The organism is Siphonobacter sp. SORGH_AS_0500, assembly GCF_031453245.1.
GTDB lineage: Bacteria > Bacteroidota > Bacteroidia > Cytophagales > Spirosomataceae > Siphonobacter.
This window is the reverse complement of the sequence record NZ_JAVIYT010000001.1, coordinates 659,706-684,529: the sequence shown is the minus strand read 5'-3', so window position 1 is coordinate 684,529 and position 24,824 is coordinate 659,706. Positions and strand designations below refer to the sequence as shown.

The following is a 24,824-nucleotide window of genomic DNA, read 5'->3' as shown; positions in this document are numbered from 1 at the left end:
GTGAATTTTACGCCGTTAGTTTAATGGAACAGTAATAGGTTCGTTAATCGCTGTAGTCGAAACTTTACCCTGGAAATTCTGACGTTGATAGCCTTTTACTTCAATCACGTAACGATCTCCAGGTTGAGCCGTTGCAGCCAGAGAAGCAATGTTACCCTGACCCACAGGACCAGCTACTCGCTTCGAACCACGGGCTAAGGAAATTTGAACATCACTTACCCGGAATTTAGCATCTTCAGGATTAGAAGCAGCAAAATCTTCATCCGCAATGGCTCTTACTTCCAGTACACGTAACTGGCTGGCTCCAATGCCCTTACGAACATCTAGCTTCGCTCCATTACCAAACGGAACTAACTGAGGAGCTGGTACACGACGAACATTAAATTTTTCAGTACCTAAGGTATTACCCATGTTTACTACGTTCAGACTTACCTGACGACTGTTCGGAACAATGGTAACTTTTCCTTGTCCGCCCGCAATGGTTTCCGCTCCTTGTGCATTAAAGGATGGATTCCACATGGCTCCCATTTGAGGGCTTACAAATTGCAAACGGTTTGCACAACCCAGATACAGAGGAGGTAATGAAGCCGATTGAATGCTGTAAGAAGGTTTCGCTACAAAATATTCACCCGTAACCGTGAAGGTTTTCATCGCACCCGTTGGATCAGGATAGTTAACCGTAGCTGTGTACGATTTCTTGGCTAACCCATCAGGACCATAAGCACCGCCCTGAGCCGTAAACTGAATCTGACCGCGACCATCTTTCATGGGTACCGCCGCTCCGTTAAAGCTCATGCGAGGAGTAATGGCTGAAGAAGTAGCAGCTACGTACATTTCAGCTTCGTACTTCATACCTGCCACAACCGTACTGGACTTAGCAGAGATAACTGGGAAAATCTTATCAAACTTGATTTCTTTCAAACCCACTTTCGCAGCTAACTGGTCCAGAACCGTATTCTCGTAACGTAATACTTCAGACTGTTTCTGGCTTAATACCGCCAAAGCCGCAGGAACTGGGGTTTGAGCGAAATTCAACTCAGCAAAATCCTTATTCCGTTGCTCAGAGCTTTTGCTGGTAATAGGATCATCTTTGGCATCCAGAGCTAAAGGACCAAACTGTGTTCCTTTATCAGCATAAGCCTGAAGATCTGTTACGTACTTGTTAAGTTTATTTTTCAACTCGTACGCCTTACCATCTTCGTTTGTTCCTACCATTAGGATAGCAACTTTGTCTTCTTCTTTAGGGTTAACTAAATTTCCCTGGTTGTCATATCCGCCGCCCGCTTCAATCAGTTGCATTTTCAAGGCGTCCAGATCATTATAAATGGCAGAAGAAATTTTGCGAACCGCGTCTGCTTTTGCCATCACATCGGCATAAAGGCTTCCGCTTTCTGCTGCTTTATCCTTAATGCCCTTAACTGATTGTTGATTCGTAGCACTAGCGGTACTATTGGCGGACTCCAGACTTCGGTTTAACAAAACGAATTTGTCAATTAAAGCCGAACTTACCTGCAAAGCCAGCATTGCCGTTAGTACCAGGTACATCATCCCGATCATTCGCTGCCGGGGTGTTTCTTTGGCACCTGCCATATTCCTTATTTAGTTTTTCAGTGTCAGAAAAAATGAGCATCAGTGTAGGAGAATCACTGACTATTGTACGCCTTTCATGGCCGACAACATACCGCCATAAATATTATTCAGCGACTGTAAATTGTTGGTCAGACGGCCCATTTCATTCTTGAATTGCTGGGCATCTTTAGAAGCTTCCTGCATATTATCCATAGCTGAAGCCAGGTTACCGTAGAAAGCATTCATTGCTTTCAGGTGTTTCTGAGTATCCTGTAATTCAAGCTCATATACTGCATTCAAAGCACCCATTGTCTGCGTGATTTGCTGGAATTTCACGCGGTATTCTTTAGCATCCATGGTTGCTGAAGCCATATCAGACATAGCCGTTACAGCTGTTCCGTAAGACTTGTTCATTTCCTGTAATGAACCCGCAGCAATCTTCACGTTTTTCGCGTATTCGTTAGTAGCTACCGTAGCGTCGGTTAACTGACCAATTTTACCAACGGTATCCGTCAGGCTACGTAAGCCTGTACCTAAGTTATTAAATACGTCCGGCGTCACTTTCGCGTTAGCCAGCATGTCATCCATTTTAGACATTAATCCCAAGTTGGGAGAAACGGCTACGGGAGCAGCAGCACTACGCGTAGGTAATTCGCCTTTATAGTTGTCATCTAATTCAGGATATACTTTTTCCCACTGATACGAGTTGTCGGGGGCAACAAATTGCTGAAAAGCGAACAGGAAGAAGATAACAGCTTCAGTACCCATTCCGATGGTCAGCATCGTATCGGCACCTTCACGGTGTTGGATTTTAAAAAGGGCCCCCAGAATTACAACAGCGGCCCCAACGCTATAAATTACTGGAAGAATTTTGTCGAAGAAGACGCTACGTTTCGCCGCCATGAGTAAATAAAAAGGTTTAAACGTGAAAAGGACTGGATTAAATCTTTAAAAAACAGCTCTTTTTAAGAGATGGTAAAGGGATAGCGGTTTTAAACGCATAGAAAAGCATCTATCTCAAGAACCCATGAAATAGATGCTTTTATGAAATTCTAACGGAATTCTCTTCCTGAAGACATACCCAGGTGTTGCATCACACAACGGAAGCCAATGTAAGAGCGACGAGCATCTTTATACTCCCAGCTTCGGGTACCCGTTTCAAGGAAGTAAGCTACGTCTTTCCAAGAACCGCCACGAATTACTTTGCGAGGCTCGTCATCGTTGATATTATCGGAGTTCAAATCCCAGGTAACTACGGCAGCGTTATCAGCCCAGGCATCCAGACACCATTCAGCTACGTTACCAGCCATGTTATACAATCCATATTCATTAGGGTTGTACATGTTAGCAGGAGCGGTATAAGCATAACCATCCGCGTCGTAGTTACCACGCTGTGGTTTGAAGTTGGCCAACATACAACCTTTGCCATTGGCTACATAAGGGTTACCCCAAGGATACTTGGCACCAGCCTTACCACCGCGGGCAGCCCATTCCCACTGAGATTCCGTGGGTAGCTCAAACCGAGGCATGGCAGCCTGGTTTTCATTAGCCCGGTAATCGTTCAGTACTGAGGTACGCCAGCGGCAAAAGTCACGAGCGGCATCCCAGCTTACGCCAACCACCGGATAACGGTCAAATGCAGGACTAGAGTAATAATACTCCGTCATGGGGTCACCATTGTGGTAGGTAAAGTCTTTTTTCCATACGGTGGTATCTGGATATACCTTACTCATGATATATTCTTCTCCAAGCACCGAAACAGAATCCGTCAACATCGCATTTACATACTGACGGTATTCGTTATTGGTAATCTCCGTATCATCCATGAAAAACTGGCTGATTGTTACCCGCTTGTTAAAGTTCACCTGAGCGGTAGCAACATCTTCATCCGCCTGCCCCATCAGATAAGAACCCGATGGAATCAATACCATTCCATAAGGGGTCGGTTGTTTCCAGCCTTTTCGGGCATCGGCAACAATTTCTCCATTGTAGACACCAACATCTCCTTTGCGACTGCCTTTTCCACCTTTTCCCCCATTGCTAGCATTGTTGCCTTTTTTACCGCAACTCTGCATGATCAACATTGGGAAGAGAATCAAAAGACTCCAAATGAGGCGTTTACTCATATACCGCTCATTCATAATCATATAGTTGTTTTTCTTATTCAATCGCTATTTGTGAATTATTACCAAATGGTTACGTTTACCAGAGACTACGATGCCGCAAAAAAACGATAAATACGCTGATATCGTATTTAACTTAGCTGGCAAAAATAAAAAATTTATTTCTGGTGCTTTCTTCCGTTCGCTAAACTTACGTTAATCAACAGGGTTGGCGTTTTCAGAAAATTTGATTTTTATTCAAAATGCCCTACCCTGTAAATAGCCTGTCCTTACTCTTGAAGAAGTATAAACTTCATGTTGGATTAATGTTGGTCTCAAAAACGGAAACGTGGAGTCCGTACGGGAATTCTTTTGTTAGGCTTTGGTGCTGGTAAAGCATAACTCAATAATATGGAATAAGATCCGGGCGATTTTGCACTTACCCCCCCCAGAATAATATCGTAGGAGGCTCCCAGACGGAATCGATTCCAGTTTACTCCGGCAAAAACGGGAATACCGTCTCCCTGCCGCCAGCCTGCTCCTACCCACACGAAATTACGCCACATGGCTAACAACGAAGCTTCAATCGAAAACGTATTTATATCTGACTTTAAAATTGCAGCCGGATTTAATTCTACATCTTCGTTCACATAATACTTGTAACCTCCATTAATAAAAAAGGTTTTTTGAGCCTGATTAACGGCACCTTCCTGACCAAAGGAATAACGAGCTCCGTTCAGGTGAATCATAGAAGCTCCGATGTAATACGTTGGTGTTGAATAATGTACCCCTGCCGCAACATCTGGATTGGCTTCGTTAACTTTTCCGCTACCAATTAAAGGATCATTGGGATCGCGGGCTCTGAGTTTATCAAAATCAATGGATCGAATTAATAAACCACCCTGAGCTCCAAAAGCCAGCGTTCGTTCTCCGCCCAAGGGAATGCGGTATGCATAGGCCAACTGTACTTCCTGGTTTCGCTGCGGACCAGCCTGATCATTAAATACATTCAGGCCAACGGCTGACTTGATTCCTGGAAGTGGTAACTGAAATGAGAAAAGCTGGGTTGTAGGGGCTCCTCCATCATCGGAGAAACTGCTCTGATAACCCATATATTGCTGACGATGAATCAATTGAAAGCGAGTTACTCCTTCATAACCTACCGCCGCAGGATTAAAAAACGATTGGTTATACATGTACTGACTGAACTGAGGATCCTGTTGAGCCCTCAACGCACCAGAAGAAACCAAGAAGAGTACTATAATGAAGTATAGCGTTTTTTGCATGGCGAAACATTCACAATCATAAAACTATGAAACTATTTTGGTAAATCGACATTTCTGTTGGATTTCCCCGGCATAGTACCAAACGCCAGAACAGACAGATTGTTACAGCAACATAAAAAAAACCTCCGACGAATTGAGTCAGAGGTTTTCTTTCTATTAAAGTATTATTATTTCAAGCCATTTGCCTTTTTGATGTATAAATCTAAAGCTCCGGTCATGGAGGGAGCATTAGGCATGGGAGCTTCAATATCAAGGATTAATCCAGCTTCCGTTACCGCTTTGGCCGTGGTAGGCCCCAGGGCAGCAATACGGGTTTTGTTTTGTTTGAAATCAGGGAAATTATCAAACAACGACTTGATACCAGAAGGGCTGAAGAAACAGATGATATCGTAGAATACGTTTTCCAGGTCTGACAAATCCGCTGATCCCGTTTCGTACATTACGGCTTCGCTCAAATGAATGTCATTAGAGACCATAAAACCGGGAATGTCGTTACGACGCTTATCCGAACAGGGGAAAAGGAATTTTTCAGTTTTGTGTTTCTTAATCAAATCCAGCAAATCAGCAGCTGTTTTCTGACCCACGAAAATCTTACGCTTCCGAATGACAATGTATTTCTGCAGGTAATTAGCCGTTTGCTCCGTTACGCAGAAATATTTCATCTCGGGAGGCATTTCCATTTTTGCCTCTTTGCAGATCCGGAAAAAATGGTCTACTGCATTACGGCTCGTAAAAATGATAGCCGTATGTGCCAGAATATCTAGTTTCTGCTTGCGGAAGTCTTTGTACGATACGCCATTTACCTCAATGAAGGGTCGGAAATCAATCTTGATATCGTATTCCCGTGCCAGATCAAAATAGGGAGATTTATCGTCAGCAGGACGAGCTTGGGTCACTAGAATGCTGGAAACTTTCGTGAGCCGTTCGTCCGCCTTGTTCGTCGTTTCACTCATTCAGATTCAAAAAAATATGTACAAGATGTGATGGTAAAACCTGATAACGTATAGATAACCTGGAAACTACCTAAATGTTTCGGTGTCAATCAAACTACGCCTTTTGAGCTGCTTTGCTTTCACAAGGCAAACTTCAGGCCGATGATGAATGGAACTAGTTCAACGATGCAAAGGTAAGAAAATAAGTACAGATTTTTAGCGTCAGACAATTTATTAATGGAAAAGTACAATAACACTAACCGTCCTATGTAAAAGCCTGTGATGGGTATTAGCAGTAGATTGTCCCAGTGAAAGGTTAAGGATGGAAAAGTGTTTAACATGAAGAGCATTAATACACTAATTCCGGTATAAAAGATGGCAGAGGACTGCATTGATTTAAAGAAATGTATATTAACTATTTTATCAAATTTATAGATATGACCTAATACATTAACCATCACATATTTCAATAGAAATACGATGAAAATCAGAACACCAATGAAAATAAAGTAGAAGAATAACTGCCCCATCGTCTCTTCCTGCTGAAAGAGAGCCTGAGTTTTAAATAAATCAATCCCTCGGTATCTAATTAACTGATACAGAAAGGATAATACAAAACTGATGAGTAATAAAAATAGTAGGTTAGCGATTTCCAGAAGCCCTCGGGTTACGAGTGGAGCTCCTTCTCTGGGGTGAATGGTTAGTAAATCCTTAATGCTTAAATACCGTATAAAATCCCTCGGGAATCTACGGTAAATAGAGGCATAGGCTAATAACAACAACAAGGCTCCTAACACATAAAAATCTTCAAATGGGGAGTCGTCTCTGGGTCTAGCCTGGAGGAAGGATTCGGATACATAAATAGGCTTCTGCCCTACCCCTATTTTATGGCCAATCTGTAAGGTCTTCTGATCTATACCTGGCTGTGGGCCATAAAGGGTAAGCAAGACCCGCCGATCTGGAGAGACTTTATAGAGGCTATCCAGCTTAAAAATAGTCCAGGTTTTCTCGGGTAATTTTTTTTGCAGTGAGCCATTGATAAACAGGTAGTTTTCCTGATCGGATCGATACAAAAGGTAATAATGCCGATTTTGAGCGATGTCCAGAATAACGCTGTAAGAGCCGTATTGCTGGTGCATTTCCCGAATGTAAGGGACATAGGTTTTCGCTTGTTCATCATACACTCGCCAGTCGTTGCGAAAGTCATGAACAAGGAAGTAACCGTCCTCTGGCCCCGTTGTCTGAGCGAAGGCAGAAGTCCCGGCAAGGGCGAACAGGATAAAAATCCAAAAACAGTGAAGCCTGTGGGTTAGAAAACTACCCACAGGCTTTCGTGCTGTCGAAAAAGTGAAATTAGAATCCACCAAATCTCGCTCTCAGTAAGTCTGCATTCAATGATCAGATCAAAGAACCAGAACTATTACAGAATAATCTCTTACGCGTTTGCCTTGCGGTCAGCTAAAGCTTTCAGCATGGTTTCACCAATAACGGCAGGCGATTCTGCAACGTATAAGCCGCATTCACGCATGATTCTCATTTTAGCTTCAGCAGTATCGTCTGCACCACCTACGATGGCACCTGCGTGACCCATCCGGCGTCCTTTAGGAGCCGTCTGGCCAGCGATGAAACCTACTACTGGTTTTTTGTTACCGGTTGCTTTGATCCAGTGAGCAGCTTCGGCTTCCATGCCGCCACCAATCTCACCGATCATTACGATTGCTTCCGTTTCAGGATCGTTCATCAGTAACTCAACGGCTTCTTTCGTTGTCGTTCCGATGATTGGGTCACCACCGATACCGATAGCCGTCGTCTGGCCTAAACCAGCTTTCGTTAACTGATCTACGGCTTCGTATGTCAGCGTACCTGATTTTGATACCAGACCAATGGTTCCTTTTTTGAAGATGAAGCCAGGCATAATACCTACTTTACATTCTTCAGCCGTGATAATACCGGGGCAGTTAGGGCCAATGAGGCGAATATCTTTACCCTGTACATATTCTTTCACAGCAACCATGTCTTTCACGGGGATACCCTCTGTGATGGTTACAATAACTTTGATACCTCCGTCAGCGGCTTCCATGATGGCGTCAGCAGCAAAAGCGGGGGGAACAAAAATGATGGATACGTCAGCACCCGTTTCTTTCACGGCATCTGCTACCGTGTTAAATACGGGTCTGTCCAGGTGTTTCTGGCCGCCTTTACCGGGCGTTACACCGCCAACAACCTGGGTACCATATTCAATCATTTGCTGGGCATGGAAGGTACCTTCCGAACCCGTAAAGCCTTGTACAATGATTTTTGAATCTTTGTTAACTAATACACTCATAGAGATGGGATTTGCAGTGGCCAGTTCGGAAAGAATGTGGCTGTTCTGGCAAAGAACAGAAAAATCCGGCGTAAAAGTAGAAAGCTAAGACCAGTTCGGCAATTTCCCTGCTAATATTTTTGGGTGAATAGGTATAGGTACTCCCTTTTATTTTCTGGAAATGTGGGTTTTGAACTTTTCAGAGGCTTAAAATTTTCTTAGAGCCTGCCTGAAATGACATTTTAAATAAACTAAGGATAGCGTGAGCTCATCCCCTCCTATCTTCGAAATAATCGTTGACCCAGGAGCCTGTCATTCAGAGCAAAGCGAAAGAGTTAGCCTCCCATTCACTCTCCCTCAGGAAAGAAGATAGCAAATCATGAGCATTATCTTTCATGCATTCGAGAGAACCGTTTGAAAGAGTTACTTTATACACCAATATTCTCAATTGGCGAAGGTTTCAGAATCTATGATTCGCTATTAAGGTCCGAAGGCTATAAATTCAGATAGTTTTCGACTTATGCTTCTTCGTACGGATTTTTAAACCTTTTATCTGTCTTATCACGTATAGCTATGCATTCTTCTAAAACTGCTCTGTTGATCGGAGCTTCGGGCCTAGTGGGAAATTATCTGGTTTTTAAACTCCTGCAATCAGATCGGTACGAAAAGGTAATCACGTTGGTCCGCAGGCCCATGCATTTGAAACACCCCAAGCTCGACGAACGGGTAGTAGATTTTGATCAACTTAGCTCTGAGGACGTTGCTGGAGCTGATGACGTGTTTTGCTGTCTGGGCACAACAATCAAGCAGGCAGGTTCGAAAGAGGCTTTTCGGAAAGTAGATTTAATCTATCCGGTAAAAATCGGGAAACTAGCTTTAGAAGCTGGAGCCAAGCAATACTTACTCGTTTCCTCCATCGGAGCCAACGCTCAGTCTTCCATTTTTTATAGTAAAACCAAAGGCGAAGTTGAAGCTCAGATTGCCGCTTTGGGTTATCCAAACTATACTATTTTCAGACCTTCCATGTTATTGGGAAAACGGAAGCAGTTCCGTTTGGGTGAAGAACTAGGCAAAGTAGTAGATCTGGTCTTATCTCCCATCACTTTACTCGTTCCACCCTTGCGAAAATACAAGGGTATTCAGGCCAGTAAGGTAGCCTCGGCGATGTTAGATATAGCCAGCCAGGAAGTCCCTGGCCAGCATATCATTGAATCGAATGATTTACAAAGGTATTAACGATCGCTTTCGTCGTCGTCGGTATAATGAATGGATACCGTTTGCTCCAGAGCAAAAATGGTTCGCCAAATGTCCTCTTCAATTTCGGTAAAGAGCTTACCGCGACGGTCCATCGTATTGCGGGCTACATCTACCGCTTTGGTAAACCGATAGGGTTCAAAACCCGTATCAGCTCCGCCCCAGCTAAACGAAGGAATATGCTTAGGAGGGAAACCCGCTCCGAAAACGTTGACATTAACGCCCACGACGGTTCCGGTATTAAACATGGTGGAAATTCCCGCTTTGGAGTAATCGCCCATGAACAATCCCACAAATTGGCGACCCGTGTCTTCGAGTTGCTTGGTGGTATAATCGTAGAGTTTTACGTTACCGTAGTCGTTCTTCAGATTGGAGTTATTGGTATTCGCTCCGAGGTTACACCATTCGGCCAGATAGGAATTCCCTAAAAAACCGTCGTGGCCTTTATTCGAGTACCCCATGAGAATACTCATGCTGATCTCTCCCCCTACCTTGCAATGCGGGCCGATGGTGGTGCTTTTTCGCATTTTTCCACCTAGATTAATAACGGCTCCTTCTAAAGCAGCAAAGGGTCCCTGGATGATTACACCGTCCTGCACCTGAACGTCTTTGCCCAGATAAATCGGGCCGTTTTCAGCATTCAGAATCGCCGAACGTAACTCTACGCCTTCTTCAATAAATATCTTTGATTCATTGTAATAGGCCGTAAATCGATCCGTAATAGGCTGGCTGGTTCGGCCTTCTGTAATGCGTTCAAAATCCGCCGCTATTTGTTCGCCATTATAAGCCACCAGATCGGGCAGGCGTTGAACTACAGTTACTTTATCCCAGTAATATTGCTTATGAAAAGCAGGATTATCATGTATTAAACTTTCCAGAGGCAGGTGTTTTCCCCGTACCGCCAGCAGAATGGGACCTTGTAATAAGGCTTCGCCGGGTTCTAGCTCTTCCAGGGAACGAATGAGCCGCTCACTGGGGCAGAGGCCACCGTGGATATAAATAGTATCAGAACCTTTCTTGTAAGGGTACTTTTCCTGTAAATAGGACTGCGTATAATGCGTGGGTTGTACTCCCAGCCAGTCTGTCCATTTTTCGGTAATGGTTCGAATGCCTATCCTTAATTCAGCCATGGGCCGGGTAAAAACCAGTGGCAGTAAATGGGGACGAACTTCCGGGCCATCAAACAGTACATAATTAATCATAAGACCGTGTTAGGATTTGCTGCCAAAGTAAAGCAAAAATTAGGCGTGGGGATAGACTTGCCTTAATATTATGCAAATACAATCATTAATTCATCAACTATTTTTACAGACTTTTTCAGCCAGACTGTTCCTTTCTTAAATTTCATAAAACAATAAAAGGCCTTTTGAGTCTTTTATGATTGATTTCATTACGTTTACATTTGAGTATAATCTAACACCTAAAACTTATGAATATACCAGAAGACGATTTCGAATTTTTTGATGAACCCATGGACGAAAGCGGAGATATCATGGACCCTGCCGAAGAGATGGACGAATTCACAGCGGAGCAGGATTATGAATATGAAGACACGGATGACTTCGAAGAAGAAGAATTAGACGATATGTAATCTTACGCTTTCTCGCATAAAAAAGGCACTTACCCCTGTGGATAAGTGCCTTTTTATTAGCTCAGACGATCTCTAATTACTTCGCCAGTTTTACCTGCAAGCCTTTGTCCAGCTCATCCAGGAATTCTTCGGTGTAGAGATAGTGCTCACCGTGGTTTACTTTGTTACCGTGGATGGTAATGGCTAAATCTTTAGTCATTTTACCTGCTTCAACGGTTTCAACGCAAACTTCTTCCAGTGCCGTTGCGAAACGAATCAGTTCTTCGTTACCATCCAGTTTACCGCGGAACGCCAGACCACGCGTCCAAGCGTAGATCGAAGCGATGGGGTTCGTAGACGTACGGTTACCTTTTTGGTGTTCGCGGTAGTGACGAGTTACCGTACCGTGAGCAGCCTCTGCTTCCATTACAGAACCATCGGGAGTTAACAGTACAGAAGTCATCAGACCTAAAGAGCCGAAACCTTGAGCTACGGTATCAGACTGAACGTCACCATCGTAGTTTTTACAAGCCCAAACATAGCTACCGTTCCATTTCAGAGCTGCGGCAACCATGTCATCGATCAGGCGGTGTTCGTAAGTAATGCCTGCTTCTTTGAATTTCTCAGCGAATTCAGCATCAAATACAGCCTGGAATACGTCTTTGAAACGACCATCGTATTTTTTCAGGATGGTGTTTTTCGTAGACAGGTATACAGGCCAGCCTTTTTGCAGACCTACCTGGAAGCAAGAACGAGCAAAACCAGCAATTGACTCGTCCAGGTTGTACATACCCATGGCAACACCAGCACTGGGAAAGTTAAATACTTCATATTCCTGTACCGTTCCGTCTTCGCCTTCGAATTTCATCGTCAGCTTCCCTTTTCCGGGAACTACGAAATCCGTTGCACGGTATTGATCACCGAAAGCGTGACGGCCTACGATGATAGGAGAAGTCCAGGTCGTTACCAGACGAGGAACATTCTGCATAACGATAGGCTCACGGAATACAGTACCATCCAGGATGTTACGGATCGTTCCGTTAGGTGATTTCCACATTTGCTTCAGGTTGAATTCTTTCACCCGAGCTTCATCTGGAGTAATTGTGGCACATTTAATACCAACGCCGTATTTTTTGATAGCGTTTGCTGCATCTACCGTCACCTGATCATTCGTCTCGTCACGGTATTCGATTCCTAAATCGTAATATTTAATATCGACATCAACATAGGGAAGAATAAGCTTTTCCTTGATAAACTTCCAGATGATTCGGGTCATTTCGTCCCCATCGAGTTCAACGACTGGGTTCGCTACTTTAATTTTCTGCATGATTAGACGTCGGAAAGAGTCAGGTAATGAATTGAACCCCAAAGGTAAGCAGGACAGGGAAATGAAGCTAAAAAAAAACAGTTTATACCATTTTATCTATTCAATTACTCAATTGGGAATGGTAACTTTGCAGGAAAATACAAAAAATACGATCTGTAGAGGGATTCTAAAGCTTATGCAAGGCTCTCATTAGGCCACACTTTACAGCATTTCCTTATTCACCATGTTTGATAATTTACAGGACAAGCTCAATAAAGCCATCCGTACGCTGAAAGGTAGCGGCAAGATTACGGATGTAAACGTGGCCTCGACCGTTAAAGAAATTCGCCGGGCCCTGACAGACGCCGACGTTAACTTTAAAGTAGCTAAAGATATTACGGACCAGATCCGGGACGAAGCCATCGGTCAGAAAATCATGATCGCGGTAGAACCCGGCCAGATGCTGGTAAAGATTGTTCACGATAAACTGACAGCTCTGATGGGCGGTCAGGCTGAAAGCGTCAATCTGAAAGGTTCTCCTGCCATTGTTCTGATTGCGGGTCTGCAAGGTTCGGGTAAAACTACCTTTACTGGAAAGCTAGCTAATAGCATCAAGAAACAAGGCCGCCAGGTAATCGTTGCTGCTTGCGATATTTATCGTCCGGCGGCTATTGCCCAGCTTCAAACCCTGGGAGAGCAAATCGGTGTAGAAGTTTACGCAGAGCCTGATAATAAAAACGCCGTTGAAATTGCCCGCAATGCCGTTGAATACGCCAAGAAGAACTCCAAAAACGTAGTCATCATCGATACCGCCGGTCGTCTGGCGATTGATGAGGCCATGATGCAGGAGGTTGAGAACGTGAAGAAAGCCATTGAACCCACCGAAACGCTTTTCGTAGTGGATTCGATGACGGGTCAGGATGCCGTTAATACGGCCAAGACCTTCAACGATCGTCTGAATTTTGACGGCGTAGTCTTAACTAAGTTAGACGGGGATTCTCGCGGGGGTGCGGCCCTTTCGATTCGTCAGGTGGTTAATAAGCCCATCAAATACATGTCGACGGGCGAGAAAATGGAAGATTTGGACATCTTCTACCCTGATCGTATGGCAAGCCGTATCCTTGGCATGGGGGACGTGCTTTCGCTGGTGGAGCGGGCTCAACAAGCCTTTGACGAAGACGAAGCCAACCGCATTAACAAGCAGATTCGTCAGAACCAGTTCAACTTCGAAGATTTCTACTCGCAGTTGCAGCAGATCAAGAAGATGGGTAATATCAAGGATTTGATGGGCATGATTCCGGGTCTGGGTGGAGCGATTAAAGATGTGGATATCAGCAATGATTCTTTCAAACCCATCGAAGCCATTATTAGCTCAATGACGTTGAAAGAACGTAAAAACCCGGATTTAATTGACGGTTCACGTCGCCGCCGGATTGCCGCAGGTTCAGGAACAAGCATTCAGCAGGTGAACAACCTCATGAAGCAATTCGAAGAGATGCGGAAAATGATGAAAACCATGAACAAAGTCCAGGACGGCAAAATGAAACTGCCTAACATGAATATGCTCAAGAAGTAAGTTGTCGGTTTACCGTCTTCAGTTTTCAGTTAAAAAAGAGAAGTCCTTCCACACATGGGAAGGACTTCTCTTTTTATTTGAACCATACTATTGCTGCTAGAACTGAAAACAGTAAACCGACGACTGAAAACTACTACATTTTCATCTTTTCAAACTTCTTAGGGGCATATAGGAAGCCGAAGGCTTGGGCTCCCCGCTTGGTATGAACTTTATGATGAATATAATGAGCCCGCATCATACGTTTCATATAGCGGGATCTGGCTACAAATTTGATCTTGATGCGACGATGTACGATTACGTCATGAAAGATAAAGTAGAAGATGCCGTAGCCCGTAACTCCAACCCCCATCCATAAAAGAAAACCCAAACCGGGGACTTGTAATCCAGCAATAATCAAAGAAATCGCTACGGTAGCAAACACCACGGCGAAATAATCGTTTTTTTCAAAAAAGCCGGGATGATGATTATGGTGGTCTTCATGCCAGGACCACAGCCAGCCATGCATAATGTATTTATGCGTAGACCAGGCTACAGCTTCCATGAGAAAAAACGTTCCGATAGCAATTAAAATATTCCAGAACAGCTCCATAATGTGATCGAATGATACCTGAAATGAAACGACAAATCAGGTCGAAATGTTTGGAATTTTTCGGGAAGAAAATCCTTTTTCAGAAGTAAAAAATATTTCAAAGAGAAGGCTTTTTTCTTTGAATCGATTAAGTAAATTTGAGAAACCCTCTAACTACGATGGTCATGAAGGATGGCTGGTCGGGAATGGCGGAGAAAACCGCAACCCGCAGTGTACGTGGCACGATGGATCTTCGAGCCCTGAAAGAATTGGTGAAGAAAGGTGAAAGCGAACGGCTGGAATTCAAGCTCAAAGCAAACCATCCCGAAAAAATTATCCGCGAGATTGTCGCTTTCGCGAATACACAGGGGGGGCTCCTATTAGTCGGAGTAGGCGACGACAAATCCGTTCCCGGTTTGAAATTCGCCGACGACGATGAGTTTATCCTCTGTCGGGCCATTGAAAAGTATTGCTTCCCTGAGATTGAATATACCCTCGAACGAGTTTACGTCGAAAATGACCGCGAAGTGCTGGTCTTTCGTATTCCCCGCAGTCAGCAACGTCCGCATTATGTAAGTTTGGATGCTGCCAAACAGGAAAAGAAAACCTACGTCCGGGTCAATGACCGTTCGATTCAGGCTAGTAAGGAAGTTCGGCAAATTCTGAAATGGGAAGACCGTGTGCAGGACATCAAGTTCAAATACGGTCGGAAAGAAGAAGTATTAATGAAATATCTGGGCGAACATGCTGATATTACCGTTGATCTTTTCTCGCAAATTGCCCGAATTCCACTTTGGATGGCCTCCAAAACGCTCATTACCTTAACGCTTGCCAACGTTCTGAAAATCAGCCCCGACGAAACTGCTGACCATTTCAGCATGGCGGCCTGATTTCAAAATCATACCCCAATGTACTGAACTGCCGGCTCTTTGCTGGCAGTTTTAGTTTGGATACTTAACCAAGAGCTTACTATTTTTGAAGTAGAAGCCTATCTTTTACCTCGATATACTTGGCATGAAAATTACACTCGTAGCTGCGATGGATTCCAATCGCCTAATTGGCAATCATGGGATACTTCCCTGGCCTTCTTTACCAAACGATCACGCCCACGTTGAGCAACTGATCCGCGGAAAGAAAACCATCATGGGACGAAAGAGCTATGATACCCCTGATCGTCTCTGGTCGGAAGTAGGCAATATTGTGGTTACCAGTCAACCAAATTATGAGGTAGATCCGGGTTTCGAAGTAGTAAGCAGTATTGAAGAAGCATTAGAACGATACCGTGATGAAGCAGAGGTCATCGTTTTGGGGGGAGCTCAAATTTATACTGAAACCTTACCCAAGGCCGATCAACTGGAGTTAACCTTCATTCACGGAGCATTCAAAGGCGATGCTTATTTCCCGGCATTCGATCCGGCTGATTTTGAGTTAATTAAGCGAGAGGATCATCCCGCTGACGAAAAGCATTCTGTAGCTTATTCTTTTGTTACCTTCGTTCGTAAGTAGTCATGCTTCGTTTGGGGTAGCTTTTTTACTTTAGAAATCTGTTTCGCAGCATTGATTACTCTCCTGTTTTCGTATAACTGTTCTCTTGCCGCAATCAGCAGTTATGCAAGATTATCTATTCATTTCCTATTGATTTCAGGCCGCAACCTGAAGTAGTGCTGGACGCAGTTAGCATTCGTTTCCCCTCTGGTTATCCTTTCCCAGAGCCGCTATTTCTTTCATTTCCGGTACGTATTACCCGTAGAGTTTTAATACATGTATTACGATTCGTTCAGAAAGCAAACAGGCCTACCGAACTTCGGCAGGCCTGTTTTATGATAGTTGTCAGTTATTCGTTTTCAGTTGTCAATTTATACAGTATCATTACCTGTCAACTAACAACCAAAAACGGTTAACTGATTAAAGTTTCGGCTTAATGATGCGATCCTTTTTCTCTTTCTTCGCTTTTTCCTCAGGAACCTGCTGCTCTTCACCTTCGATCAGGAAATCTTCGGGAGAAGGAACTGCAAATTTATCCACAGGTTTTACCACTTTCACTTCATTAGCGGCCAGAGCGTTTTTCTCCTGATCTTTTTTCAGGAAGTCAACCACGATTGGCGTTGCTACGAAGAGCGAAGAATACGTACCTACGATAACCCCAATCAACATCGCGAACGAGAAACCACGAATGGTTTCACCACCGAAGAAGAATAGTACGATCAGTACCAGCATCGTCGAAAGACCCGTTACGGCCGTACGGCTCAGCGTAGAGTTCAGGGCGTTGTTAATAATCGTTGGGATCGACTCGTTTTTCGCACTGCCTTCCCGCAGGTATTCACGAACCCGGTCAAATACAACGACCGTATCGTTCATGGAGTAACCCATAATCGTCAGTAAGGCTCCTACGAACGACTGATCTACGTCCAGTGAGAAAGGCAGGAAGCCATTGAAGATCGAGAAGATCGCCAGGATAATCAGAACGTCGTGCGATACGGCCACCATTGCTCCATAACCGAAGGCCAGCTTCTTGAAGCGAAGGAGGATGTACGCAAATACAACAGCAATACCCGCCAGGATGGAGTACAGCGATGAGAAAATCATGTCGTTGGCAATCGTAGGGCCAACTTTGGATGAACTCAATACTTCTGCTTTACCAATTTTGCTAACACCCTGAAGCAATTTGTTCTGAGCTTCACGATCAGACTCAACAGTCGTCTGATCTACGAGGTAATCCGTTGTAACTAATACCTGATTACCACCGATACCGCTACCACCGTACGTTTTTACTTCAGGAGCACCATCCAGAGGAGCAGTCAGGGCATCACGAACTTCATCCGTGCTTACACTCTTGTCGAAACGTACCACGTACGTACGACCACCTTTAAAGTCTACGCCTAAACCAAATCCTTTGATTACTACAGAAATAATACCCGCCGCGATGATTACCGAAGAAATGGTGTAGTACAGACGACGTTTCGATACGAAGTCGAAAGATGAATCTTTGAACCAGTTTTTCGTCAGATTAGAAACGAAGTTGATTTTCCAGCCTTTATCTACCCAGGTATCCATCAATACGCGGCTCACGAGGAATACAGCGAACAGCGAAGTAATGATACCAATTACCAGCGTTACGGCGAAGCCTAAGATCAGACCCGTTCCGAAGAATAACAGAATCAGACCAGATAACATCGTCGTAGCATTGGAGTCAATGATTGAGGACGTAGCGTTTTTGAAACCATCCGCTACGGCCAGTTTCATGGGCTTTCCGAGAGCCAATTCTTCCTTAATCCGCTCGAACACCAGTACGTTCGCATCCACCGCCATCGCAATCGATAACACGATACCAGCAATACCAGGCAGGGTCAATACCGAGCCTAAAGAGGCCATGATACCCAACAGGAAGAATAAGTTGATTAACAGAGCGATATCGGCAATAAATCCTGATCGGTTATAGTAAGCGATCATGAACAACAGCACTACTACCAGACCAATTACCGATGAAATAATACCCGCGTTAACAGCTTCAGAACCCAGAGTAGAACCAATAACGGCCTCTTCTACAATAGTGGTTGGAGCAGGCAGTTTACCCGCTTTCAGTACCGTTGCTAAATCTTTACCTTCTTCCAGCGTGAAGTTACCCGAGATGCTAGAGTTACCGTTAGGAATCTCGCCGTTTACTACGGGAGCTGATTGTACATAACCATCCAGCAAAATAGCAATACGACGACCTACGTTAGCACCCGTCAGGTTTTTCCATTTACGAGCACCTTCGGCGTTCATTTGCATGGAAACGTCCACGCGACCACTCTGATCGTAATCCTGCGTTGCGTTGGTGATTACTGAGCCATCTAAAGGAACTTCACCGTTCGGGCCGCGTTTTACCGCCACCAAAGCCATAATGTCCTTATTGTTGATGTTACGAGGCTTAGACTCATACGCAAAGTTCAGATCTGAGGGGAATAAGGCACGAACGTCGTTACGAGCTAAAAGAGCATTCACGCGAGGCGTATCTTTTACCGCCACACCCAGTCCATCCTGCATAGGGATGAACAGTTTCGTTAAAGCCGTACCCGCATTAGCTGACTTCGCGGTATCGGTTTTAGCAGTACCTGAATCTTTTTTTGTTAAAGCAGAAGCTAAGCCCCCATTTGCTTTCGCAGCCGTATCGGCAGAAGACTTTTGCGTAGCGGGGCTTTTCAGGGCCGCACTTTGCTCACGCTCTTCTTCCAGTAAGATGTTACCCAGTCCGTCTAAAGCAGGAGCATATTCCTGTAATTCGTATACTTCGCAGAATTCCAGTTTCGCAGAACCCGTCAACAGTTTACGCACCCGAGCAGGATCGTCTACCCCAGCTAATTCAACCTGAATACGACCTGAGTTAGGAATACGCTGGATGTTAGGGTTAGATACCCCGAATTTATCCACACGTTGCTGAATAACGCGGAAGGCACGATCCACAGCACCGTCCATTTCCGTTTTGATCATCTTCACTACGTCTGCATCAGAAGTCTGGAAGTTGATTGTCGCACGGTTCGTGGCGTTTGCAAAAATGTCAGCCAGTCTTTTGTCTGGGTTCAGACGTTTGAAGTTACTGGCAAAGGCATCCACGAAGTTAGACTGTGAGTTACCCTGTTCTTTCTGAGTAGCGGCCAAAGCTTCCAGAAATTTAGGATCACGGCTATTACCTGAAAGGGACTTGATGATGTCCGCCGGAGAAACTTCCAGCATCACGTGCATACCGCCCTGGAGGTCAAGACCCAGGTTCAGTTCACGCTCGGTAACTTGTTGAAGCGTACTTCCCAACCATACATCTTCTTTCCACAAAGAGTCGATGTAGCGTTGTTTTTTAGCTTTGTCTACTTCACCCGTTTTGAGGTCAGTAGCGTATTCGATCGCTTTTTTCTTGTAATCCTGCGACACGAACGTGAAAGAGAGGTAGTAGAGGCATAACGCGGCAAATACGCCGGTTAAAGCCACTATAACACCACGATTTTGCATGGAGAATTGAGCTTTTGACTATTCGCAATTACGAAAAGTCATTGGAGTATAAATAAAAGGGAAAAGGGGGTTACTAATAGAAGGAGGAAAAGGAAAGCGAAACAGGCTGCCCATTCACCCGAAACTACGGAGCGTTCGGAGATATGACATGCTCAAAAAGCACCTCATGATAAGGAAGTCGGAATTGGGTAATTCCAATCGACGTCGGTTGCGGTTTTACCGTTTCAAAACTATAAACCGCTGGTGGCAGCAGGTAGAAGTCCTGCGTAAATGAAAAATCGGCCACCGTGACTGTCGCCATCGGGGAAAGTGCCTGCACGGTTGCTTTAGGCGTACCGGAAGTATGGTCTGATTTTTCAGTCTGAGCGGCGGGAAGCGGCAAAGGTCTTGCCGACACTCCTTTCACTGCAACCGAAGCAATCAGTAACACACTTGCCAGAAACAAGCTGAATACCCGTGCTATGGAACGTGATTTTTTCATTTGGGGGACGAAAATAACAATTTCCTTGGAAAGGCAAAGCATCTTTCCCTGATTTCTTCAAAAATACTTTACTCAACTGATTCCTTTCGCTGATTTTCTCCCGGACGAATGCATTCATTTCTCACGTTCAGCCCTTTCTGCCAAAGTTGTTTGCGTAAGTCGAGCCATTCTTGCTCGCTTAATCCTTCCGCAATGAATGATTGTTTTTGAAAGTCTTCTTTAACCAAGGGAAGTATTTTTATAGCAACAGCGGGTTAGCGTTTTTCATTAATTTTCAAAGAACGAATTATAAATGGCTTCTGAAACCATTATAGGATAAAAGGCCTGAAAGGACTTACTCTTTACGAAATCCATTATTTTCGCCCCGGAAACGAGGCTGTATTGGACCACTCACGATTCATTATGTACGGACAAGATATTCACGAATTTATACGCCTGGCTCTTCAGGAAGACGTTGGCGATGGCGATCATACCTCGCTTTCAACCATTCCCGCTGAGGCCACGGGGCGGGCTCGGTTGCTGGTAAAAGATACCGGAATTGTGGCTGGTGTAGAACTGGCTCAGCTCATCTTTGCCGAAGTAGATCCAGAGCTAAAAGTAGAATTATTACTGAACGACGGTACGGCTATTCAGAAAGGCGACATTGTCTTAACAGTAGAAGGTCGTTCCCAATCCATTTTGAAAGCGGAGCGGCTGGTATTGAACTGCATGCAACGCATGAGCGGTATTGCCACCTACACCCAAAGCCTCGCTGATCTGATTGCAGATTTACCATGTAAGTTGCTCGATACCCGTAAAACCACGCCAAATTTCCGCATTTGCGAAAAATGGGCAACCCGTATTGGTGGAGCGGTAAATCATCGGTACGCCTTATACGATATGATTCTGATTAAGGATAATCACGTGGATTATGCCGGAGGTATCGAGGCCGCCATTACCAAGGCGAATAACTACCTGAAAGAAACGGGTAAAAATCTGCAAATTGAGATTGAAGTACGAAACCTGAAGGAGCTGGATGAGGTTTTACGCGTAGGTGAAACGCAGTTGCTGCACCGGATTATGTTCGATAACTTCAGCTTTGAAGACATGCGGGAAGCCGTTCGTCGGGTCAATAGAAAATACCCCACGGAGGCTTCCGGTGGCATCAATGAACAAACCATCCGCACTTATGCCGAATGCGGCGTAGATTACGTGTCGGTAGGAGCATTAACGCATCAGGTCAAAAGCCTAGACTTAAGCCTGAAAGCCTGGTAACAACGAGAAAAATGTTTTGGGTTTAGAGTTTTGCGTTTGGGGTTAGGAGTTAATAGAACGCTACAACCCTCAACTCAAAACTCAAAACTTCCAAAACTCCAAACTAAAAGAATTTATGCCTGCTGTATTTCCCATGAGCCCTGAGGAGGAAGTCAATCGAATTGGCTATATCAGTCGCTCTGTCCCTAAAAATGTTGATTTAAAGGCTGAAATCCTTCGGATGAAGAAGGAGAAAAATGCGGTTATTCTGGCCCATTATTACGTTGACGGTGAAATTCAGGATTTAGCCGATTTTGTGGGGGATAGTCTTGGTCTGGCTCAGGCTGCCGAGGAAACTACTGCCGATATGATCGTCTTTTGTGGGGTTCACTTCATGGGTGAAACGGCCAAAATCCTCAATCCGAATAAAAAAGTCGTAATTCCTGATTTCAACGCGGGTTGCTCACTGGCCGATTCGGCTCCTAAGGAAGATTTCGCAGCCTTCAAAGCTCAATATCCCGAAGCTTTGGTGGTGAGTTACATCAACTGTACTGCCGATATCAAAGCCATGACGGATATTATCTGTACGTCGTCAAACGCTCTGAAAATCGTTGAATCCATTCCAAAAGATCGTCAGATCATCTTTGCTCCTGATGCGAACCTGGGCCGTTTTGTAGCGAAGAAAACAGGACGTGACCTGATTCTCTGGGACGGTGCCTGCATTGTTCATATCGATATTTCCCGGGAGAAACTGGCTAAACTCCGGGCCGAACATCCGAACGCTTTATTAGTCGCTCACCCCGAATGTAAAGAAGATATTCTGATGGAAGCCGATTACGTGGGAAGTACCACGGGTTTATTGGCTTATGTGCAAACGTCGCCGAATAAGGAGTTTATCGTAGCAACGGAAGCGGGCATTATGCACAAGATGAAAATTGCCAATCCCGACAAGCTGATTATTCCAGCTCCGGCCAATGAAAATAACTTCTGTGCCTGTTCGGAATGTCCCTACATGAAGATGAATACGGTTGAAAAGCTTTATAACTGCATGTATTACGAAATGCCCGAAATTCAGGTTCCCGAAGAAACCCGCGTGAAAGCTCTGAAAGCCGTAAAGGCCATGTTGGAGATTAGTAAGTAGTTGATCGTTGCTGGTTACTAGTTGTTATAAATTTAACATCCCGAAAGTTTTAGAACTTTCGGGATGCTTCGTTTACTAGGGTAATCAATCCGAATGGTATATATATTTACCCATTCCAACAACGACTAACCAACCACTCAAATGATAGAAGTTATTCAGGGAGACATTACTAAACTGGCAGTCGATGTCCTTGTTAACGCAGCCAATTCTTCCTTACTCGGCGGAGGTGGCGTTGACGGTGCCATTCACCGGGCTGGAGGACCAGCCATTCTGGAAGAATGTCGAGCCATCCGTGCTTTACAGGGCGGCTGTATGCCGGGGCAGGCAGTTATCACTACAGCCGGAAAGTTACCCGCTCAGAAAGTAATTCATACGGTAGGGCCTATCTGGCACGGAGGCAAGCAAAAAGAGCCAGAAACGTTGGCTAACTGTTATACTTCCAGTTTGAAACTAGCCGTTCAGAACAACCTGAAAACCATTGCTTTTCCAAACATTAGTACCGGAGTGTACGGTTACCCCAAAGCTGCTGCTGCGGAAGTCGCCGTTGAAACCGTTCGGAGTTTTATTAACCAGCATCCAGACGCTTTCGAGCGGGTAATTTTCGTTTGCTTTGAGGCGGATAATGCCGCTCTTTATCGTAAACGATTGGAGGAATATTGAGTTATCGACCGATGGCTACTCTTCGTAGAATGGAATCAATTACCTGCAAACTGGAAATGCCGTCGGCTTCGGCTTCGTAGTTTAGAATAACCCGATGGTTCAATACATCCGGGGCTATTTCCTTGATATCTTCGGGTAAAACGTAATCGCGTTCATCAAAGTAAGCCAGCACTTTAGCTCCCAAATTCAGAGCAATACTGGCCCGGGGAGACGCTCCAAACTGAATGTAACGGGCTTCTTCTTTCAAGCCATATTGGAGTGGCCTACGCGTCGCAAAAACCAGCTCGATGATGTAATGTTCAAGGGTTTCTGAAATGGCAATCTGGTTAATTTCTTTCCGAATCGCGAAGATTTCTTCCTTACTCAAAATGGGCTGTACTTCGTAGACGGCCTCCATATTGGTCATCCGTCGCATGACTTCCAGCTCGTCCTGCTTATCCAGATAGTCTACGAATACTTTCATCATAAAACGGTCTACCTGGGCTTCGGGAAGCGGATAGGTTCCCTCCTGTTCCACGGGGTTTTGCGTCGCCATGACGAAAAAAGGCTTATCTAGCGGAAAAGTCTGATCTCCAATGGTTACCTGCTTTTCCTGCATGGCTTCCAAAAGGGCCGACTGTACTTTAGCAGGAGCCCGATTCACCTCATCTGCCAGAATTAGGTTGGCAAAGACAGGGCCTTTCCGAACCCGAAAATCATCCAGTTTTCGGTCAAAAATCATCGTCCCGACCAAATCGGCGGGTAATAAATCGGGCGTAAACTGAATTCGGTGGAAATCCAGATCCAGCACTTTCGCCAGTGTATTAATCGTTAATGTCTTTGCTAGTCCGGGTACTCCTTCCAGCAAAATATGGCCACCCGTAAATAAACCAATCAGCAGGCGATTAAGCAGACGTTCCTGTCCTACCACGACTTTGCTCATTTCAGCAAACATCTGCTTGATTTTCCGGGCATGTTGCAAATCGGCCATAGAAGTATTTAACTAATTCAGGTAAAATATTTAATGAAAATTCCGTTTAAAGCCGGGCCATAACCATCCGATCCCGACCCGATAAATCCTGCCGTAACTCCACGTTTGAAAAACCTGCTTTTTTAAACTCCTCAACCGTTTCCAATCCCAAAGCCTGATTGATTTCTACGGCACAGAAGCCCTTGCTAGTCAAATGTGAAAAAGCGTACTGAGCAATAGCCCGGTAGAAAATAAGCGGATCGTTATCTTCTACAAATAAAGCCAGATGAGGTTCATGTTCCAGCACGTGTGCCGACATTTCCTGCGATTCTGATGCTTTTACGTAAGGTGGGTTTGAAAGAATGGCGTCGAAAAGCGAAGCGGGTAACTCTTCAGGGTCTAATGCATTCCCCTGCTGAAACGCTACCGTAACAGCTAGCCGCTGAGCATTTTCCCGGGCAATAGTCAAAGCTTCTTCCGAAATATCAAAAGCCGTTACCTGAGCATCCGGGCGTTCGGCGGCCAGGGTCAGAGCAATACAGCCCGAGCCCGTTCCAATATCCAGTAACTGTGGAGTTTTCCTCGTTTTCAATTCCTGTAAAGCCCAGTGAACCAGTTCCTCAGTTTCGGGTCTGGGAATTAATACGCCGGGAGCTACGGTGAAGGTTCGCCCGTAGAAATGGCCTTCACCCAATACATACTGCACGGGTTCCTGGTTTTTCAGGCGTTCGATAATGCCTTCTATATCCATAACTGGTGCAGTCACGGGTAGGTCCATTAAAACCTGCGTTCGGGTAAGGCCATAACGCCCCTCCAAAACCAGATAAGCAATGGATTTGGCTTCGTTGGTATCGTAGAGTTCAGAAAGCGGTTGGGTAAGCTGACGAAAGAGTACCTGGGCGGTCATAA

Annotated in this window: 23 protein-coding genes; 8 read left to right on the top strand and 15 right to left on the bottom strand. The window is 44.8% G+C overall.

Annotated features, from left to right (window positions below):
- Nucleotides 1–15 precede the first annotated feature (15 nt).
- The 7 genes from gldM to sucD all read right to left on the bottom strand — a co-directional run bounded on the left by gldM (nt 16) and on the right by sucD (nt 8,215).
- The gene (gene gldM, locus QE357_RS02925) at nt 16–1,590 is read right to left on the bottom strand and encodes a gliding motility protein GldM (RefSeq protein ID WP_106636720.1); all 1,575 of its coding nucleotides are present in this window, start codon (nt 1,588–1,590) and stop codon (nt 16–18) included.
- 60 nt (nt 1,591–1,650) lie between these two features.
- Nucleotides 1,651–2,472: a gliding motility protein GldL gene (gene gldL / locus QE357_RS02920; RefSeq protein WP_106636719.1), complete on the bottom strand. Its 822-nt coding sequence runs from the start codon at nt 2,470–2,472 to the stop codon at nt 1,651–1,653.
- A 149-nt stretch (nt 2,473–2,621) separates the two neighbouring features.
- Nucleotides 2,622–3,710, bottom strand: coding sequence for an SUMF1/EgtB/PvdO family nonheme iron enzyme (locus QE357_RS02915; protein ID WP_106636885.1), 1,089 nt, complete (start codon nt 3,708–3,710; stop codon nt 2,622–2,624).
- A 296-nt stretch (nt 3,711–4,006) separates the two neighbouring features.
- On the bottom strand, nt 4,007–4,957 hold the full coding sequence (locus QE357_RS02910; RefSeq protein ID WP_106636718.1) for a type IX secretion system membrane protein PorP/SprF: 951 nt from the start codon (nt 4,955–4,957) through the stop codon (nt 4,007–4,009).
- A gap of 167 nt (nt 4,958–5,124) precedes the next feature.
- Nucleotides 5,125–5,910, bottom strand: coding sequence for a uroporphyrinogen-III synthase (locus tag QE357_RS02905; RefSeq protein ID WP_106636717.1), 786 nt, complete (start codon nt 5,908–5,910; stop codon nt 5,125–5,127).
- 119 nt (nt 5,911–6,029) lie between these two features.
- Nucleotides 6,030–7,214, bottom strand: coding sequence for a DUF4271 domain-containing protein (locus QE357_RS02900; RefSeq protein ID WP_309705695.1), 1,185 nt, complete (start codon nt 7,212–7,214; stop codon nt 6,030–6,032).
- Nucleotides 7,215–7,324: 110 nt separating this feature from the next.
- Nucleotides 7,325–8,215 carry a succinate--CoA ligase subunit alpha gene (sucD, locus tag QE357_RS02895; protein WP_106636715.1) on the bottom strand — a complete coding sequence of 297 codons (891 nt, stop codon included), beginning with the start codon at nt 8,213–8,215 and terminating at the stop codon, nt 7,325–7,327.
- 552 nt (nt 8,216–8,767) lie between these two features.
- Between sucD and QE357_RS02890 the strand changes: the two genes are divergently transcribed.
- Nucleotides 8,768–9,430, top strand: a complete 663-nt coding sequence (locus QE357_RS02890) for an oxidoreductase (RefSeq protein WP_307141956.1) — start codon at nt 8,768–8,770, stop codon at nt 9,428–9,430.
- Here the strand turns inward: QE357_RS02890 and QE357_RS02885 are convergent.
- A complete protein-coding gene (locus QE357_RS02885) occupies nt 9,427–10,650 on the bottom strand; it encodes a putative sugar nucleotidyl transferase (protein WP_307141955.1) in 1,224 nt (407 codons plus the stop codon). The genes QE357_RS02890 and QE357_RS02885 overlap by 4 nt on opposite strands.
- Before the next feature lie 227 nt (nt 10,651–10,877).
- Between QE357_RS02885 and QE357_RS02880 the strand changes: the two genes are divergently transcribed.
- Nucleotides 10,878–11,039, top strand: a complete 162-nt coding sequence (locus QE357_RS02880) for a hypothetical protein (RefSeq protein WP_157830322.1) — start codon at nt 10,878–10,880, stop codon at nt 11,037–11,039.
- Nucleotides 11,040–11,115: 76 nt separating this feature from the next.
- On the opposite strand, the gene QE357_RS02875 is transcribed toward QE357_RS02880, so the two are convergent.
- Entirely contained in the window at nt 11,116–12,345 is a 1,230-nt protein-coding gene (locus tag QE357_RS02875; protein ID WP_309705690.1) for an NADP-dependent isocitrate dehydrogenase, read from the bottom strand.
- 223 nt (nt 12,346–12,568) lie between these two features.
- On the opposite strand from QE357_RS02875, the gene ffh reads away from it, so the two are divergent.
- A complete protein-coding gene (gene ffh / locus QE357_RS02870; RefSeq protein ID WP_309705688.1) occupies nt 12,569–13,900 on the top strand; it encodes a signal recognition particle protein in 1,332 nt (443 codons plus the stop codon).
- 133 nt (nt 13,901–14,033) lie between these two features.
- On the opposite strand, the gene QE357_RS02865 is transcribed toward ffh, so the two are convergent.
- Entirely contained in the window at nt 14,034–14,489 is a 456-nt protein-coding gene (locus tag QE357_RS02865; RefSeq protein ID WP_232793684.1) for a sterol desaturase family protein, read from the bottom strand.
- A gap of 224 nt (nt 14,490–14,713) precedes the next feature.
- Between QE357_RS02865 and QE357_RS02860 the strand changes: the two genes are divergently transcribed.
- Together QE357_RS02860 and QE357_RS02855 are read left to right on the top strand one after the other, a co-directional pair.
- On the top strand, nt 14,714–15,358 hold the full coding sequence (locus QE357_RS02860; RefSeq protein WP_106636883.1) for a helix-turn-helix domain-containing protein: 645 nt from the start codon (nt 14,714–14,716) through the stop codon (nt 15,356–15,358).
- A gap of 124 nt (nt 15,359–15,482) precedes the next feature.
- Nucleotides 15,483–15,974: a dihydrofolate reductase gene (locus QE357_RS02855; RefSeq protein WP_106636709.1), complete on the top strand. Its 492-nt coding sequence runs from the start codon at nt 15,483–15,485 to the stop codon at nt 15,972–15,974.
- 399 nt (nt 15,975–16,373) lie between these two features.
- Here QE357_RS02855 and secDF read toward each other — a convergent pair whose 3' ends face one another.
- From secDF to QE357_RS02840, 3 genes are all read right to left on the bottom strand, one after another.
- Nucleotides 16,374–19,451, bottom strand: a complete 3,078-nt coding sequence (gene secDF, locus QE357_RS02850) for a protein translocase subunit SecDF (protein WP_309705683.1) — start codon at nt 19,449–19,451, stop codon at nt 16,374–16,376.
- Nucleotides 19,452–19,575: 124 nt separating this feature from the next.
- On the bottom strand, nt 19,576–19,932 hold the full coding sequence (locus tag QE357_RS02845) for a hypothetical protein (protein WP_157830321.1): 357 nt from the start codon (nt 19,930–19,932) through the stop codon (nt 19,576–19,578).
- Nucleotides 19,933–20,000: 68 nt separating this feature from the next.
- Nucleotides 20,001–20,159 (bottom strand): hypothetical protein, encoded by a 159-nt coding sequence (locus tag QE357_RS02840; protein WP_309705680.1) that lies wholly within the window; start codon nt 20,157–20,159, stop codon nt 20,001–20,003.
- A gap of 175 nt (nt 20,160–20,334) precedes the next feature.
- Here QE357_RS02840 and nadC point away from each other — a divergent pair, with 175 nt between their 5' ends.
- From nadC to QE357_RS02825, 3 genes are all read left to right on the top strand, one after another.
- Nucleotides 20,335–21,186 (top strand): carboxylating nicotinate-nucleotide diphosphorylase, encoded by an 852-nt coding sequence (nadC, locus tag QE357_RS02835; protein WP_309705678.1) that lies wholly within the window; start codon nt 20,335–20,337, stop codon nt 21,184–21,186.
- Nucleotides 21,187–21,301: 115 nt separating this feature from the next.
- A complete protein-coding gene (nadA, locus tag QE357_RS02830) occupies nt 21,302–22,306 on the top strand; it encodes a quinolinate synthase NadA (protein WP_307141951.1) in 1,005 nt (334 codons plus the stop codon).
- Nucleotides 22,307–22,447: 141 nt separating this feature from the next.
- Nucleotides 22,448–22,966, top strand: a complete 519-nt coding sequence (locus QE357_RS02825) for an O-acetyl-ADP-ribose deacetylase (RefSeq protein WP_309705674.1) — start codon at nt 22,448–22,450, stop codon at nt 22,964–22,966.
- A gap of 1 nt (nt 22,967) precedes the next feature.
- Here the strand turns inward: QE357_RS02825 and QE357_RS02820 are convergent, their stop codons facing one another.
- Together QE357_RS02820 and prmC are read right to left on the bottom strand one after the other, a co-directional pair.
- Nucleotides 22,968–23,936 carry a MoxR family ATPase gene (locus tag QE357_RS02820; RefSeq protein WP_106636703.1) on the bottom strand — a complete coding sequence of 323 codons (969 nt, stop codon included), beginning with the start codon at nt 23,934–23,936 and terminating at the stop codon, nt 22,968–22,970.
- Between the two features lie 46 nt (nt 23,937–23,982).
- The gene (gene prmC, locus QE357_RS02815; RefSeq protein ID WP_309705671.1) at nt 23,983–24,822 is read right to left on the bottom strand and encodes a peptide chain release factor N(5)-glutamine methyltransferase; all 840 of its coding nucleotides are present in this window, start codon (nt 24,820–24,822) and stop codon (nt 23,983–23,985) included.
- Nucleotides 24,823–24,824: the final 2 nt, after the last annotated feature.

Coding starts and splice junctions, on each gene's coding strand:
- gldM (WP_106636720.1), bottom strand. CDS start 1,590: ATGGCAGGTGCCAAAGAAACACCCCGGCAGCGAATGATCGGGATGATG.
- gldL (WP_106636719.1), bottom strand. CDS start 2,472: ATGGCGGCGAAACGTAGCGTCTTCTTCGACAAAATTCTTCCAGTAATT.
- QE357_RS02915 (WP_106636885.1), bottom strand. CDS start 3,710: ATGAATGAGCGGTATATGAGTAAACGCCTCATTTGGAGTCTTTTGATT.
- QE357_RS02910 (WP_106636718.1), bottom strand. CDS start 4,957: ATGCAAAAAACGCTATACTTCATTATAGTACTCTTCTTGGTTTCTTCT.
- QE357_RS02905 (WP_106636717.1), bottom strand. CDS start 5,910: ATGAGTGAAACGACGAACAAGGCGGACGAACGGCTCACGAAAGTTTCC.
- sucD (WP_106636715.1), bottom strand. CDS start 8,215: ATGAGTGTATTAGTTAACAAAGATTCAAAAATCATTGTACAAGGCTTT.
- QE357_RS02890 (WP_307141956.1), top strand. CDS start 8,768: ATGCATTCTTCTAAAACTGCTCTGTTGATCGGAGCTTCGGGCCTAGTG.
- QE357_RS02885 (WP_307141955.1), bottom strand. CDS start 10,650: ATGATTAATTATGTACTGTTTGATGGCCCGGAAGTTCGTCCCCATTTA.
- QE357_RS02880 (WP_157830322.1), top strand. CDS start 10,878: ATGAATATACCAGAAGACGATTTCGAATTTTTTGATGAACCCATGGAC.
- QE357_RS02875 (WP_309705690.1), bottom strand. CDS start 12,345: ATGCAGAAAATTAAAGTAGCGAACCCAGTCGTTGAACTCGATGGGGAC.
- ffh (WP_309705688.1), top strand. CDS start 12,569: ATGTTTGATAATTTACAGGACAAGCTCAATAAAGCCATCCGTACGCTG.
- QE357_RS02865 (WP_232793684.1), bottom strand. CDS start 14,489: ATGGAGCTGTTCTGGAATATTTTAATTGCTATCGGAACGTTTTTTCTC.
- QE357_RS02860 (WP_106636883.1), top strand. CDS start 14,714: ATGGATCTTCGAGCCCTGAAAGAATTGGTGAAGAAAGGTGAAAGCGAA.
- QE357_RS02855 (WP_106636709.1), top strand. CDS start 15,483: ATGAAAATTACACTCGTAGCTGCGATGGATTCCAATCGCCTAATTGGC.
- secDF (WP_309705683.1), bottom strand. CDS start 19,451: ATGCAAAATCGTGGTGTTATAGTGGCTTTAACCGGCGTATTTGCCGCG.
- QE357_RS02845 (WP_157830321.1), bottom strand. CDS start 19,932: ATGAAAAAATCACGTTCCATAGCACGGGTATTCAGCTTGTTTCTGGCA.
- nadC (WP_309705678.1), top strand. CDS start 20,335: ATGTACGGACAAGATATTCACGAATTTATACGCCTGGCTCTTCAGGAA.
- nadA (WP_307141951.1), top strand. CDS start 21,302: ATGCCTGCTGTATTTCCCATGAGCCCTGAGGAGGAAGTCAATCGAATT.
- QE357_RS02825 (WP_309705674.1), top strand. CDS start 22,448: ATGATAGAAGTTATTCAGGGAGACATTACTAAACTGGCAGTCGATGTC.
- QE357_RS02820 (WP_106636703.1), bottom strand. CDS start 23,936: ATGGCCGATTTGCAACATGCCCGGAAAATCAAGCAGATGTTTGCTGAA.
- prmC (WP_309705671.1), bottom strand. CDS start 24,822: ATGACCGCCCAGGTACTCTTTCGTCAGCTTACCCAACCGCTTTCTGAA.